This window comes from Serratia sp. AS12, from assembly GCF_000214195.1.
Lineage (GTDB): Bacteria > Pseudomonadota > Gammaproteobacteria > Enterobacterales > Enterobacteriaceae > Serratia > Serratia plymuthica.
The window spans coordinates 3,598,847-3,613,588 of record NC_015566.1 but is presented as its reverse complement, the minus strand read 5'-3'; the positions used below and the strand labels follow the sequence as shown (position 1 = coordinate 3,613,588).

The following is a 14,742-nucleotide window of genomic DNA, read 5'->3' as shown; positions in this document are numbered from 1 at the left end:
ATAACATTCACTGCCGTGCCGCAGGGTGAAGTAATGTAAAGATCAGGCTTTTTGCGCCTGATAATCAAAGACCTGCTGGCTATTGCAGAATGTCACGAAGTTGTCGATGCTCAACGGCTTGCTGAAATAATAACCCTGCATAAAGTTAACGTCCCGTTCCTGCAGGAAGTGCAATTGTTCGGCGGTTTCCACGCCTTCCGCCACGGTTTGCATTTTCAGTTTTTTAGCCAGCGAGATCACCGCGTCCAACACCGGAGCGGTGACCGTATCCTGACCAATGGTGTTGACGAAACCACGGTCTATTTTCAGGTAGTCCATGGTAAAGCGTTCCAGATAAATCAGCGCGCTGTGACCGGTGCCGAAATCGTCGACGGCGATCTCGATGCCTTGCTGGTGCAGCCAGTCAAACTCCGCCAGCGCATTGGCTTCCTCTACCATGCCGCGTTCGGTGATCTCGAATACCAGCGTAAAGTAGTCGCTGGGCAGTTGCGCCAGCAGTTCGTACACGTCCTGATGGAAGGAGGGGGCGCTCAGATGGGAAGGGGAGATGTTCAGACCCAGTTTGGCGCCTTTTGGCAACACCGTCGCCAGGCGTGGCACGTCTTCGGCAATCAGGCGGAACAGATGGCGCGTCAGCGGCACAATCAGCCCTTCGCTTTCGGCGTAGGGGATAAACAGGTCCGGCGGGATGCGCCCTTCAATCGGATGCTGCCAGCGGATCAGCGCCTCCAGTCCGGCGACGGCCCCTTTGCGGGTATGGAACACCGGCTGGTATTCAATAAAGAATTCATTGCGCTTGATGCCGCGCATCAACGCACGTTCCGGGCTTTGGCGCAGCAGCAGCATGTAGTAGCACAGAACGCCGATCATCAATGACAGCACCAGGCTGCCCAGCAGGGTCAGGCGGATATCATTGGGCGTCAGCGTTTCGTTATAAAACAGAATCGTCATCGGCGTGCCCGGAATGGCTAAGCGGTCGGCCTGGTCGTCCGGCAACTGGCTCACTGGCATCAGGTTCGGGCTGAAGGTGGTCAGGGCGCGATCGCCCAGAATAATGGCAATGCCGGGTGTGCGTGCGTCACGCGAAGCGAACAGCAGATAGGGCATCAGGTTGATATCCAGGGTCGCCAACACGCCGGTGTTTTCCTCTCCGGGATGACGCAACCAGACGGCTACTGCGGGTTTTCCCGGTACAAGGGGGGTGCCTTGCTGCAATTTGAGATCCCGCGTCTGGCGCGGATCGATTTCCGGATAAATATTTTTCAGTGCCAGCATCATGCTGCCGGTAGCCGAGGAGCAATAGGCAAAACCGTTTTTCACCAACAGAAAACTCCGCACGCCGGAATTAAACGCCGCCTGATAAGTAATTTCCGGCTGGCTGGACGCGCAGGAGCGTTCCGTCAACGGCATCAATTGCAGCATGATTTCCGTCAGACTATCCAGATTTTCGAGGGTGAATTTCTGCGTACGTTGTTCTACCGTGCGTTGATATTGTGTGCGCTGGTGATTAATCAGGAGGAGCGTGATGCCTGTAAACAGGATAAAAAATACCAGAGCGACAATGCTGCTTTTAGCCAGGCTGCGTCGTCTGTGCGAAACATGGCGTGCAAATGCCCTTTTCAAGCCCATAAACCTTTGCCCCCTGAGCACGGCGTATCATTCTGTTTTTGTTATCAAGTGATCGCTTAATATATCCCAATGGTGGTGGTGCAGTCATTATTCATCGTTTATTTACGCAGGGTAATCCGCGAACAAACGCTTAATAGTATTTGATGATGATAGGTGAGTTTTTTATCAGCGTAACGTTAGGGATAAAAAAAAACGCTGCCCGGAGGCAGCGTTTTATTGCTCGTTTGGTATTCAGGACAATCAGGTATTTTGCGCCGTCAGCTGCTGGTCAGCACTCTGCGGGCTTCACGATAACGTTTATTCCAGTAGTTATCGCTCAGATTCGAAATCATCACGCCGCTGCTGGTAGAGGCATGAACGAATTGATCGTTACCTAAATAAATGCCGACGTGGCGTCCGGTAGAGCCGGCGCGGAACAGCACCAGATCGCCAGGACGCAGTTTGGTACGCACGATTTTCTTGCCGAGGTCTTCCTGTTCATAGGTAGAACGCGGTAAATCCATACCAAACTGTTCACGGAAGGTGCGCTGTACAAACGCCGAGCAATCAATGCCGCGCTTGCTTTCGCCGCCTAAACGGTAACGAACGCCTTTCCAGTCTGCATACTGATCCATGATTTTTGACTTAACGTCAACGTTACGGACCATTGCTTCGAATTCATCCTGAGAGGCTTGCAGTAAAAGACCATTTTTGTCATTAACTGCATGCATCTCAGTTTGTGCGTTATTCAAGTTCGAAGTGTGAGTCGAGCTGCATGCGGAGAGCATTACCGCTGCGGCAATTGCAGGTACTACCCGCAAAAAATATCTCAGAAACGGTTGAGATTTGACCATTGTTGTTGTTTTCCCTTGAAGTCCTTAACGACGAAAGTCGCTACCTGAAAATGCCAAACGGAATGAGCCTAATCTGCACCTGCTGCCCCGACAATCGCTTACCGCTGAAAACGTGGCGGAACGCACATTTTTCACGGATTTAATGCTGAAACGAGGTAAACCAGGCACAAACGCATCCGAGGTTACCGCAACGAATCAGGGATTGCGAGCCTTTTCCTGCCCTTTTTTATATGAATTTGTGATGTAACATAATGTAAAACTTCATATAAAAAACGCCGATTGTCCGTTGTGTTGGTTTTACGTGAAATCAGGTGACGAAAGCGTTAACGCGCTGATGTGGAAATAGACAAAAGCCGGCGCGGAAATAATCAGGAGGCGGCGGGCCTCCTGCGGGTCATAGCGATTTGTTATGGCTGGGCGGGGCGATGCTTGCCGGGCAGCATGAGGTTCAACCCGTTAATCAGCTTGTCGCTGAGTGGGGTCATCAGGCACCAACTGACGCCCACCAGCACCACGGACAGTGAGCCGACGGCGATATCGGTGAACCAGTGGGCGCCGATCATGACGCGCGGCAGTGAGAAAACCAGCGTGATCAGCAGCGCCACGGCAAAGGCGCGGCGGTTAAAATAGCGCAACATAAAACAGGTAAAAATCATCAGCATCATGCCGTGATCGCCGGGGAAGCTGTCGCTGGAGGCATCTTTGGTGGGGATGCCGGTCAGCATACTGACTCGGTTGATGTTCTCGAAGCTGAGCGATGGGCTGGGGTGCTTTACCGGCAGCAGATGCCCAAGCTGGTTCAGCACTACGGCGGTCAGCAACATGACAATGCCGGTGACCCATAAACGACGGCGGCCGGTGGCATCCTGTTTGAGATAAAAATACAGGTACAGCAGCCCCATGGCGATCAGTGAAATCACGTCAAAGGCGCGATTATTGGTGATGGCCACCAGGTGCAGAAAGCCGGGATCGGTCGCCAGATGGCGGTTGAAGAAAAAGAAAATCGCTGAGTCCAGAGTAAACCAGTAACCGTGGTTAGCCGGCAGGAACCAGGACAGAAACAGCGCAATGCCCAGTAAATTGAAGAAAATGATGAAGGGTAAATTGCGGCGTGTCATGACATAACCTGTTGTAAGTCTAAAAATAAAATGATGCTAACGGTAAAGATTCTAACTTAAACGAATGTTAAACAATTGGGATTGCAGGGCGTTCCAGTCTGCATTGTCGCTGTGGATCAGTTCAATGCGGCTGTCCAGCGGTGCGACAGGGCGCGTTTCGATATTGAGATCCTGCCCCTGGCGGTTAATCAACAACGTGCCTTCTGCAATCCGGACCACGCCTTTGGCGCGTTCGACCGGCGCCAGCCGCACCCACTCCATGATGCCAATGGTATCGAATACTGTGTCCGCATCAAAAATCCAGCCACAGCTGGTAAACCCCTGACCCTGATTGAGCGCCCGTCGCCAACGCGAGGTTTCCGGCAGCCGCAATGCGGCCAGGCCCTGAGTTTTGGCATGGCTATGATGATGCTGCGCATCCGGTAATTCTGTGCGATTCGTGCGAGGCAGGTTGAGCCAATCTACATTCGCCTGGCCTTGTTCTATGGGGTAAAGCGGCCGCTGGCGGGGATCTTGCGCCGCCCACTGTTGCAAGGCCAGCAGATCCTGCGGTTGATAGGTGTCGCTTTTACTGGCCAGAATAATGTCGGCTGCAGCCAGTTGATCGCGAAAGTTTTCATTTTCTCGATAGCGCGGCTCACTGAGTTGGCGAGCGTCCAGCAGGCACAGCGTGGCCTGCAGATCGATCCAGCCGGCGTAGCTGTCCTGCGTCAGCAACGACAGTATTTGCTTCGGATGGCCCAGGCCGGTCGGCTCGATGAGTAACCGGTCGGGCTTGCTTTGCTGCAACAGCATATTCAATCCAACCTGCATCGGCAGGCCGTTTACGCAGCACATGCATCCGCCGGGGATCTCCTTCAGCACCGCGCCGCTGTCCGCCAGCAACGCGCCGTCGATGCCAATTTCACCGAATTCATTCACCAGCACCGCCCAGCGCTCGTGTTCCGGCTTATTGGCCAGCAGATGACGGATGGTGGTGGTTTTACCGCTGCCGAGAAAACCGGTGATCAGGTTAGTTTTGGTCATTGATGATTCCTGATGTTGATAAAGTCCAGGGGGCGATAACTAAGCCGTACTACCTGGTTGTGTGAGAGTGCGTAACCTGCGCCAGGTCACAAATTCAATACGTTATGCTGCGTTATTTCACCGGTGAAATCCACGTTTAGCGCTCGGAAAATTCCTAACAAAAACCCGCTATTAGACAAATGTTCAGGCAGTTAGTAGCTTGTTTTTACACTGTTAATGGCTGGAATATCCATCAAATAACCCCCCTTACCTTGCGATTATTCCTAAGGAAATCCTCTATGTTTAAATTGAGTTAACAAAAGTGAGGTTGCCATGAACATCTTTCGGTTAGTTTTGATCGCAGGAATGTTGTTTTCATGGACGGCGGCAGGCCATGCTGGAACCACTGGCGGGGTTATTCATTTTGTGGGTTCTATCGTAGAAAGCCCCTGCTCGGTGGATATCGCCGGTTCAACGGCCAATACGCAATGTTACCGCAATGGGCAACACTATCAAGGGCAACAGACCCTGTCGCACTTCGATGTTTCACGCAAAGAGCTTCCACTGAATTTAGGCACGACGGAAATGCAGTGGGTGGATCAACAGAAAAAATTGGCCGTCATGACCGTGGTTTATCGTTAAGTTACCCGACCATGCCGGGCACAGCTTGCCCGGCATGGCTTTCATTCCTTAGGCCAGTTGAGTCGCAACCCACTCTTTCACCGTTTGGCGTGCCCCGCGATCGCGCAGCGACAGGTAAGCGCGGGTTACCGCCGCCACAAATTCCCCCTCGGCCGGCAGTTGTTCACCGAAAACGCTTTTCAACCCCAATAGCGCCTTAACCCGCTGTTCATCGTCCGGCGTAGCGGCCACCGTTTGCTGCAGTGCAGGCAGTAGCGGATCGCGGATGTCGATAGGCTGGCCGGCATCATCCACACCGTTGACATAGCGCATCCAGGCTGCGACGCCCAATGCCAGACCGGCATAACTGCCGCCGTGCTGCAAATGCCAACGGACCGAATCCAGCATGCGCTGCGGCAGTTTTTGCGTGCCGTCCATGGCGATTTGCCAGGTGCGATGCTGCAGCGCAGGGTTGCTGTAGCGTTCGATCAGCTGCGCGGCGTAGGCGGCCAGATCGATGCCGCTGACGCTGAGGGTCGGCGCCTGTTCTGCCAGCATCAGGTGGTGTGCGGCGCGGCGATAAGACTCGTCGGCCATGCAGTCGTTAATGTACTGATAGCCGCCCAGATAACCGAGATAGGCCAGGAACGAATGGCTGCCGTTCAGCATGCGCAGCTTCATCTGCTCAAACGGCAGCACGTCGTCGACCAACTGTGCCCCGGCCAGTTCCCAGGCCGGGCGACCGGCGACAAAATTATCTTCCACCACCCATTGAATGAAGGGTTCGCAAGCGATGGCGCACTCATCATGGACGCCGCCGAGAGCGGCGGCAATGTCAGCCAGCGTTTCCGGCGTGGCGGCCGGAACAATACGGTCGACCATGGTGCTGGGGAAGCTGACCTGCCGGGCTATCCACTCGGCCAGCATGCCGTCACGCTCCTGCGCCAATCCGATTATTGCGTTACGCAGCACATGGCCGTTTTCCGGAATGTTATCGCAGGAGAGCAGGGTGAAGGCGGGCAAGCCGCGTTCAAGGCGCAGACGCAGCGCCTCCACCAGAATGCCGGGAACGGTGGCCGGTTGGCCTGGATTGGCCAGATCGGCACGGATCGCTTCGTGTTGCAGATCCAGTTTTCCACTGCCCGGCTCGATGCAGTAGCCTTTTTCGGTAATGGTCATCGACACGATCGCCACCTGAGGTTCTGCCAGCTTTTCCAGCACGGCCTCGATCCCTTCCAGCTTGCGGTGCACGCTTTCATTCACTGCGCCTATCACGATAGCCTGATTACCCGCCGCGCCTTTCTCCAGCACGCTGTACAGATGCTCTTGCAAGCGCAGGTTCTGGAACAATGGCACGCCGCCAGACAGGCTGATTTCGCAAATACCCCAGTCGCCGCCCTGGCGATTCAGCACCCGGTCGGTAAGCAACGCCTGGTGGGCGCGGTGGAAAGCACCAAATCCGATATGCACCATGCGGCTTTGCAATGCGCTGCGATCGTAGCGCGGTTGCTGGACCGCATCCGGTAGCGGCGAGTTGGCGATAGTCTTCATTCAAGGCTCCAAAGCTGAGTAAAAAGGTGCTGGCCGGTAACTTTTTAAAAGCTATCAGACCAGTTTTTCAGGCGATAAGTGAGGCTGCTTTCAGCCTTTGTCGTACTGGCTCTCTGCCGCCAGTGTAAGGCTGTCTGCGCATCAATAAAATTGCTCTGTCCAAAATAAGCCAGATTCGTGAAGTGGATCAACCCAGTGCGATTTCTGTTTTGACAACCTGCCTCGACGGAGTAAGGTAAAAGATAAATGATATCTATCTCGTTTGGTATAACAAGATTGCCGGATTTGAGCAGTCTTGATCACCAACCGGCAACCCCCGGCGATTTTTACAAGGATAAACAATGGAACAAACATGGCGTTGGTACGGGCCGAACGATCCTGTCTCTCTTGACGATGTGCGTCAGGCCGGTGCCACCGGCGTCGTCACCGCACTGCACCATATCCCGAATGGCGAAGTTTGGCCGATCGATGAGATCAAGGCGCGTCAGGCGTTGTTGGCGGAGAAAGGGTTGGTATGGTCGGTGGTGGAAAGCATTCCGGTGCATGAAGAGATCAAAACCCACAGCGGCAATTACCTGCGGCATATCGCCAATTACCAGCAGTCGCTGCGTAATCTGGCGACCTGCGGTATCGATACCGTGTGCTACAACTTTATGCCGATTCTCGATTGGACACGCACCGATCTGGAGTACCTGCTGCCTGACGGTTCGAAAGCGTTGCGTTTCGATCACATCGCCTTCGCCGCCTTTGATCTGCATATTCTGCAGCGCGCCGGCGCACAGCAGGATTACACGCCGGAAGAGCAGGCGCAGGCGGCCGCCCATTTCGCGGCCATGAGCGAAGCGGAGAAAAACAAATTGACCGGCAATATCATCGCCGGACTACCGGGCGCCGAAGAGGGTTACACGCTCGATCAGTTCCGCGCCCGGCTGGCGGAGTACGATGCGATCGACAAGGCGCAACTGCGCGAAAATATGGCGGTGTTCCTGCGCGCCATTGTGCCGGTGGCGGAGGAGGCTGGCGTGCGTCTGGCGGTGCATCCGGACGATCCGCCGCGGCCGATCCTCGGCCTGCCGCGTATCGTGTCCACCATTGAGGACATGCAGTGGCTGAAGCAGACCGTCGACAGCCTCTATAACGGTTTCACCATGTGCACCGGGTCTTACGGCGTGCGTGCGGATAATGACCTGGTACGGATGATTGACACCTTCGGCGACCGCATCCATTTCACCCACCTGCGCGCCACCTGCCGCGAAGAGAACCCGAAGAGTTTCCATGAGGGTGCCCATCTGCAGGGGGACGTGGATATGGTTGCGGTGATTGAGGCGATCCTCAGCGAGGAGCAGCGACGCCATCAGGCGGGCGATCGCCGGCCGATCCCGATGCGTCCCGATCACGGGCACCAGATGCTGGATGATTTGAAGAAAAAAACCAATCCGGGTTACTCGGCGATTGGTCGTCTGAAAGGATTGGCGGAGCTGCGCGGCGTTGAGCTGGCGCTTAAGCGCCGTTTCTTCCCTGAGTTGCCGTCGTAAAGCGGGAATAACGCCCGATGGATTTCACGTTGCAGCTAGGCGGCAAGCGTACAAATCCCCAGGAGCTTACATCGGTAAGTGACTGGGGTATGGGCGCGTAGCCAACAACGCTGCAGCGTGAAAGACGAAGGGCTAGTCTGCGCGGCTCATATAGCGGCGTTCGGCAATATGAATGCGGATTTTATCGCCGGCACTGAGGTATTCCGGTACCTGAATGGTCAGGCCGGTCGCCATGGTGGCCGGCTTGTTGCGGGCGCTGGCGGAGGCGCCTTTGATGCCCGGCGCGGTGTCGACAATTTCCATATCTACGGTCTGCGGCAGTTCCAGCGCCAGCACCTGGCCGTCCAGCGTCAGCACCTGCATGCCCGGCAGGCCGGCTTCAGGAATAAACAGCAGCTCGTCTTCTATCTGGTCTTTCTTGAAGATGTACGGGGTGAAATCCTCGTCATCCATGAACACGTATTCTTCCCCGTCGATATAAGAGAAGTTCACCTTGCGGCGGGACAGGGAAATGGTGTCCAGAATATCGTCGCCCTTAAAACGCTCTTCTACCTTCAGCCCGGTGCGGACGTCGGAGAAACGCATTTTGTATAAGGTGCTGGCGCCGCGTGCGCTTGGGCTTTGCACATCGATGTCTTTCACCAACAGCAGTTTGCCGTTGTAATTGATCGCCATGCCGCGCTTAATTTCGTTAGCCTTTGCCATATAAAGTAACCTGCAATGAAGAGTATTTGGGAAGTTGCGACAAGTTACTCGCGCCGCCGATTTCAGGCAAGCAGATCGCGCAAAAACAGTGACGGAAAGGGGATGACGAATGCCATCCCCTGAGCGGATTTACTGGAATACCGGCAGCAGGCCGAGCAACGCCAGCAGATGGGCGGCGGCGTTGATCACCCCAAACAGAATGATGAACAGGATCATCCCGTGGCCGCCTGGCGCGCGATACTGCGCCTGCGGGAAGCGGCGGCGGCTGGCGCGCGCCATCATCGCCGGCACGATCACCGCCCAGATGGTGGCCGCCAGCCCGGCGAAGCCGATGGCGTACAAGAAGCCGTTCGGGAACAGCAGGGCGGCCAGCGTTGGCGGTGCGAAAGTCACCAGCGCGGTTTTGCTGCGCCCGGTAGTGTCATCGCTGAATTTAAAGAAGTCCGCCAGATAATCGAACAGGCCCAGCGACACCCCGAGGAATGAACTGGCCAGCGCCATATAAGAGAAGGCGTTCAGCAATTGGCCAACGGCCTGGCTGCTGGAGACGTTGCCCATCTGTTTGAGCAGGCTGCCGATGTTGCCGCCTTCGGCAATCACCTGTTTGAAGGCATCGCGGGCGATGTTGCCCTGAATCACATACTGCCACAGGATATAGATAGCCAGCGCCAGCAGCGTACCGTACACCAGGCTGCGCACCACCGCACGGCTGTCTTTTTGGTAGTACTTCACCAACCCCGGCACGTTGCCGTGGTAGCCGAACGACGTCAGCAGATAGGGCAACGCCGCCAGTGCGTAAGGCAGGTAGCTGGCCTGGTCATCGCCGCGGTTGAACAGCACCGCCGGTTGTACGTGGGTGAACATATCGCCCACCGACATCACAAAGGTGATCACCATCCCGCCGATCAGAATGGTGCTCAGGCGATCGACGGCGCGGGTCGACAACCAGACGATAAATGCCACCACGATGGCAAACACCAGCCCTGCGGTGGTTTGGCCGACACCGACGATGCCTTCCAGCGTGTGGGCGATGATCGAGCCGCCGGCGGAAATGTAGGCGTAGGTGAGGATGTACAGCACAAAGGTAATGGAAATGCCGTTAATGGCGTTCCAGCCTTTGCCCAGCAGATCTTTGACGATGGTATGGAAGCTGGCGCCGCTTGGGTAATGCAGTGTGGCTTCCAGGATCATCAGACCGGAAATCAGCATGCAGGCCCAGGTATAAATCAACAGCGCCACGGAGCCGCTGAACCACACGCCAGAAGTGACGATGGGAATGGAGAACATGCCGGCGCCGACGGCGGTGCCTGCAATGATCATCGCGCCGCCGAGTACCGAAGGGCGGGCTAGCTTCTGGATGGTGTCCGTGGACATTTTTGCTCCTGAGTGGCCGCGTCGGCCGTGAGTTCTTTTGTACTAGCTTAATGGTACATGTGTGATTGGTGCATGTAAAGCCGGGAGTGCGCTTGTTTCATGCATTAATTGGCGCTAATTGGACAATTTATGGCGTATTTTTTTGTCTGTATGAGAGTGGCTGGTTTTTGGCTATGGAGGTGGGGTGTAAAGATTCGCGAGCAAAACCGGATTATGCTGGCGGCGGATGGGCCGTGCTGATATTGTCGCGCTTCAATTCCGCCAGCCCACCGGGAGACTCGCTGATGGACTGTCGTACCGACTGCGGCGCCTGTTGTATCGCGCCTTCAATATCCAGCCCCATCCCCGGTATGCCTAATGGCAAGCCCGCCAATACCCGCTGCATTCATCTGAGTGAGCAACTGCGCTGCGGCCTGTTTCACTCGCCGCTGCGGCCCAAAGTGTGCGGCAGCCTGCAGGCCAGCCGTGAGATGTGTCATGACCATCGTGACCAGGCATTGATCTATCTGATCAAGCTGGAAGCGGATACTGCACCTTAAGCATCTTTAAGCTTCCACAGGCATAGCACCGCGCCGGCGACCATCGCCAGCGCGGAATAAAACACCGCGTGATAGCTCCAGATCTCCGCCACCACGCCGGCGACGGAACCGGCAATAATCCAGCCCACGCGCGTGGTGTTGGTAAACAAGGTGGTGGCTGCACCCGCCTGTCCGGGCATCAAATCCTGGAAATAGAGCATGCCGATACCCGCCAGCACGCCGATAAACGCTGCGTTAAGCAGTTGCAGGGCGATCAGTTGCCAGGTGCCGGTGATAAACAGCAGCCCAAAATAAAACAGCAGACCCGCCACCACCGCATAGCGCATCAACAAGCGTTTGCCGAAGCGTTTGGCCACCATGCCGGCAATCAGCATGGTCGGTATCTCCAGCCCGGCCGCCGTGCCCATCAGTATCCCGGCCAGCTTTTCCGACAGTCGCAGCTCGTGCACCATATACAGCGGCATATTAATCAAATACATGCCATTTGCGGTCCACATAAAGGTGCCGGCCATAAACAACAGCAGCGTATCGCGGCGGTTCTGGCGTGGCGCCTCCAGCGTGGCGCGGGTTGTCACCTGCGTTTTGCGCATCGATGGCAGCATTTTCCACACCAGTACGCCGCACAGGATAAATGCTGCCGCTGCCGCCAGATACATCACCTTAAAGCCAAAACCCAATGCCAGCGCGAAGGCGATAGGCGGGCCTATTACCCAGGCGAGGGAAACCTGTGCACGCAAAATTGAGCTGAACATCACCGCCTCGCGGCCGGTGCGATCGGCGTGTTCGCGCGCCAGGGCGAACATCTGCGGGTTGGCGGTAGAGCCGAAACTGGTCAGCATCACGCCCACGATCAGCAGCAGGTAATAATTACGGTTCCAGGCGAACAGCACGCAGCCCAGCGCGCCCAGCATGCAGCAGAGGAAAATCAGCGATTTGCGGTCGCCTTTTTGATCCGAGCGGCGGGCAAGAAACTGACTGACCAGAATGCCGATGACGGCGCTGCCGGTGAAAAACAGGCCCACCATCGACGGGCGCACCTGCACTTCCGTCGCCAGAAACAGGCTGAGCGTGGGCGTCTGTAAAGCACCGGCAATCCCGGTGAGAAAAGCCACGACGAGAAAGGCCAGCGAAGTGAGATCGGGCGAGCGTCGCGTTACCGCAGTCGATGTAGGCATAGAGGTCAGCAAAGGGTCGGAAATAAGGAGGTCGGGTGAATGATACGCCCATTTTTTTAAGAAAAAACAAAAAAACAAAAAGCAGTTTCATTCTGCTTAACAGTGAAAAGCGATTATCCGCATAAGCTTAAAAAAGGGCGACGTTGCCGCCGCCCTGTCTGGCAGTTTACGCGCCGGCAGGCACGGCGTGTGCGGTGTTTTTCAGCACCGGGCCCTGATACTTCTCAATCTGCAACTGCGCCATCTGCCCGCAATTACCCTGCGCGAGGCTAGAGGAACCGACGTCGAAGGTCAGGCAGTTGACGTTGCCGTTCTTGCACAGCGACCCCGGTTGGGAAGGATCGGCCGGATCGAACCAGGCGCCTTCGCTGATGCGTACCACGCCGGGGCGCACGTCTTCGCTGACCACCGCACCGACCAGGATCTGACCGCGATCGTTAAACGCCCGCACCAAATCGCCATTGGCGATGCCACGCGGTTGGGCATCCTGAGGGTGGATCACAATCGCTTCCCGATCCGCCACCGCATATTTTTTGCGCAGCGGTGTGTTGTCGAGCTGCGAATGGAGTCGATTGATCGGGTGCGCGGTGTTCAGCGACAGCGGGTACTTCACCGCTTCCGGTCCGCGATACCATTCGTGAGGCGGCATCCAGGTCGGGATGCCCGGGCAGTCCTGATACTTCATTTTGGCGATGGCGTCGGAGTAGATCTCTATTTTGCCGGACGGCGTGCCCAGCGGGTTAAGCAGGGGATTTTCGCGGTAGTCGGCGAAGCGGACCCATTGGGTATTGGCCTCGGGCACCGGGAAACGCACATAGTTGTTGGACTGCCAGAACATGTCGAACGGCGGCAGAGCTACCCGGGCGGCGCGCGCCTGGGTTTTCATGTCGTCGTACATACCTTTGAGCCACTGGGTTTCATCTTTGCCTTCGGTAAAGGCATCCTGAACCCCCAGCCTTGCGGCCATCGCCGCGAAGATATCGAAATCGCTGCGCGACTCATGCTGTGGCGGCACGCACTGGTGCATCGGGAACACGTACAGCTGCGAATAATCGCCGCCCATTTCCAGATCGTTGCGCTCATAGCTGGTGGTGGCCGGCAGCACGATATCGGCGTGCCTGGCGGTGGCGGTCCAGTAAGGTTCATTCACCACTATGGTATCCGGCCGCTGCCAGGCCTTGACCAGGTTATTGGTGTCCTGATGCTGGTGGAAGGTGTTGCCGCCCGCCACGTACACCATTTTCACCTCAGGGTAGGTAACCTGCGCGCCATTGAAGTTAATGGTCTTGCCGGGGTTGGCCAGGCATTCGGCAATGCGCGCCACCGGAATGGGTGAAGGGGAGTTCTTCGGTGAATTGCCGGCGGAAATACCGGCAATAATGCCGCCTTTCGCCGTCGGGCTGCCGCCGGAGGAATAATGATAGCTGAAACCGAAGCCGCCGCCCGGCAGGCCAACCTGGCCGAGCATGGCCGCTACCGTGACCAACAGCCAATGTTGCTGTTCGCCATGATGCTGACGCTGAATGCCCCAGCCACCCATAATCATGGTGCGATTTTTCGCCATGTCGCGCGCAAGTTGGCGCAGCACTTCGGCATCGACGCCGCAAATGTCCGCAGCCCATTCGGCGGTTTTCGGCATGCCGTCGTGTTCGCCCAGCAGATAGGCCTGGAACTTGTCAAAACCGACGGTGTAGGTTTTCAGGAAGTCCGGGTTATGCAGTTTCTCGGTCAGCAACGTATGGGCGATGCCGATCAGCATGGCGCCGTCCGTATAAGGGCGTGGAGCAATCCACTGCGCGCCGACAAATTTGGCACTGTCGTTGTGCACCGGATCGATGCTGATGACGCGGGTGCCTTTTTTCTTCAACGCCTCAAAACCGGTCTGGCCGTAGTGATCCGGCACGTTCCAGCTGTTTTTCAGCGTGATCATCGGGTTACAGCCCCACATCACCACCAGTTGGCTGTTTTCAATCACGTTGGGCCAAGCGGTTTGCTGTTCGTAAACCTCCATCGACCCCACTACGTGTGACATGATCACCTGCGCCGCACCGGTAGAGTAGTCACCGGCATAGCCGAGGAAACCGCCGGTCAGGTTCATCAGGCGTTGCAGCAGCGTGCGGCTGTTATGCAGCATGCCGACGCTCTTCCAGCCATAGGAACCGGCGTAGATGGACTGCGGGCCGTGATCTTTTTGCAAACGGGTGATCTCGTTGCAGACCAGTTCAATCGCTTTGTCCCAGCTGACGCGCACCCATTCGTCGCGCCCGCGCAGTTCAGTGCGGCTGCCGGGGCCCCCTTCCAGCCAGCTTTTACGCACCATCGGGTATTTAATGCGGTTTTCGGCGTGCACCTGGAAGGGCGCCATGGTGATCAACTCGTTCGGATAAGGATCGTCTTTCACCGGCTGCACGCCGACCATTTTGCCGTCTTGCACTATGGCTTCGAAAGCGCCCCAGTGCGCGCCGGTCAGAATGCCTTTTTGCGCCTGGCGCAGTACCACAAACTGCGGCAATGCCTGGCTGATGGCTTGCGCCAGTGCAGATTTAGGCCACAGGCCCGCCAGCAGCGGTGCGGCGGCCAGCGCGGTGGCGCCGGTCAGGAAGCGGCGGCGGCTCATTTTTAACGGGTGCTGTTGATATTTGCTCATTGCGCTTTTC

Annotated in this window: 12 protein-coding genes; 3 read left to right on the top strand and 9 right to left on the bottom strand. The window is 56.4% G+C overall.

Annotated features, from left to right (window positions below):
- Positions 1 to 42 precede the first annotated feature (42 nt).
- From SERAS12_RS16870 to SERAS12_RS16855, 4 genes are all read right to left on the bottom strand, one after another.
- On the bottom strand, positions 43 to 1,629 hold the full coding sequence (locus SERAS12_RS16870) for a cyclic di-GMP phosphodiesterase (protein WP_013813788.1): 1,587 nt from the start codon (positions 1,627 to 1,629) through the stop codon (positions 43 to 45).
- 257 nt (positions 1,630 to 1,886) lie between these two features.
- A complete protein-coding gene (gene mepS, locus SERAS12_RS16865; RefSeq protein ID WP_013813787.1) occupies positions 1,887 to 2,462 on the bottom strand; it encodes a bifunctional murein DD-endopeptidase/murein LD-carboxypeptidase in 576 nt (191 codons plus the stop codon).
- Between the two features lie 407 nt (positions 2,463 to 2,869).
- Positions 2,870 to 3,580 (bottom strand): phosphatase PAP2 family protein, encoded by a 711-nt coding sequence (locus tag SERAS12_RS16860; protein ID WP_013813786.1) that lies wholly within the window; start codon positions 3,578 to 3,580, stop codon positions 2,870 to 2,872.
- Between the two features lie 51 nt (positions 3,581 to 3,631).
- Entirely contained in the window at positions 3,632 to 4,606 is a 975-nt protein-coding gene (locus SERAS12_RS16855) for a GTP-binding protein (protein WP_006326746.1), read from the bottom strand.
- A gap of 312 nt (positions 4,607 to 4,918) precedes the next feature.
- Here SERAS12_RS16855 and SERAS12_RS16850 point away from each other — a divergent pair, with 312 nt between their 5' ends.
- On the top strand, positions 4,919 to 5,227 hold the full coding sequence (locus SERAS12_RS16850; RefSeq protein ID WP_013813785.1) for a type 1 fimbrial protein: 309 nt from the start codon (positions 4,919 to 4,921) through the stop codon (positions 5,225 to 5,227).
- 48 nt (positions 5,228 to 5,275) lie between these two features.
- On the opposite strand, the gene SERAS12_RS16845 is transcribed toward SERAS12_RS16850, so the two are convergent.
- Positions 5,276 to 6,757 (bottom strand): mannitol dehydrogenase family protein, encoded by a 1,482-nt coding sequence (locus tag SERAS12_RS16845; protein WP_013813784.1) that lies wholly within the window; start codon positions 6,755 to 6,757, stop codon positions 5,276 to 5,278.
- A 341-nt stretch (positions 6,758 to 7,098) separates the two neighbouring features.
- Here SERAS12_RS16845 and uxuA point away from each other — a divergent pair, with 341 nt between their 5' ends.
- Positions 7,099 to 8,292: a mannonate dehydratase gene (uxuA, locus tag SERAS12_RS16840; RefSeq protein WP_013813783.1), complete on the top strand. Its 1,194-nt coding sequence runs from the start codon at positions 7,099 to 7,101 to the stop codon at positions 8,290 to 8,292.
- Between the two features lie 132 nt (positions 8,293 to 8,424).
- On the opposite strand, the gene yeiP is transcribed toward uxuA, so the two are convergent.
- Both yeiP and mtr read right to left on the bottom strand, forming a co-directional pair.
- Complete coding sequence (gene yeiP / locus SERAS12_RS16835) at positions 8,425 to 8,997, bottom strand: elongation factor P-like protein YeiP (protein WP_013813782.1); 573 nt, start codon at positions 8,995 to 8,997, stop codon at positions 8,425 to 8,427.
- Between the two features lie 129 nt (positions 8,998 to 9,126).
- Entirely contained in the window at positions 9,127 to 10,371 is a 1,245-nt protein-coding gene (gene mtr / locus SERAS12_RS16830) for a tryptophan permease (protein WP_013813781.1), read from the bottom strand.
- A 284-nt stretch (positions 10,372 to 10,655) separates the two neighbouring features.
- On the opposite strand from mtr, the gene SERAS12_RS16825 reads away from it, so the two are divergent.
- Positions 10,656 to 10,910, top strand: coding sequence for a YkgJ family cysteine cluster protein (locus tag SERAS12_RS16825; protein ID WP_006317870.1), 255 nt, complete (start codon positions 10,656 to 10,658; stop codon positions 10,908 to 10,910).
- Here SERAS12_RS16825 and SERAS12_RS16820 read toward each other — a convergent pair.
- Together SERAS12_RS16820 and torA are read right to left on the bottom strand one after the other, a co-directional pair.
- Positions 10,907 to 12,085, bottom strand: coding sequence for a sugar efflux transporter (locus tag SERAS12_RS16820; protein WP_013815092.1), 1,179 nt, complete (start codon positions 12,083 to 12,085; stop codon positions 10,907 to 10,909). The two genes, SERAS12_RS16825 and SERAS12_RS16820, sit on opposite strands and share 4 nt — an antisense overlap.
- A 166-nt stretch (positions 12,086 to 12,251) precedes the next feature.
- Positions 12,252 to 14,732: a trimethylamine-N-oxide reductase TorA gene (torA, locus tag SERAS12_RS16815; protein ID WP_013813779.1), complete on the bottom strand. Its 2,481-nt coding sequence runs from the start codon at positions 14,730 to 14,732 to the stop codon at positions 12,252 to 12,254.
- Positions 14,733 to 14,742 lie beyond the last annotated feature (10 nt).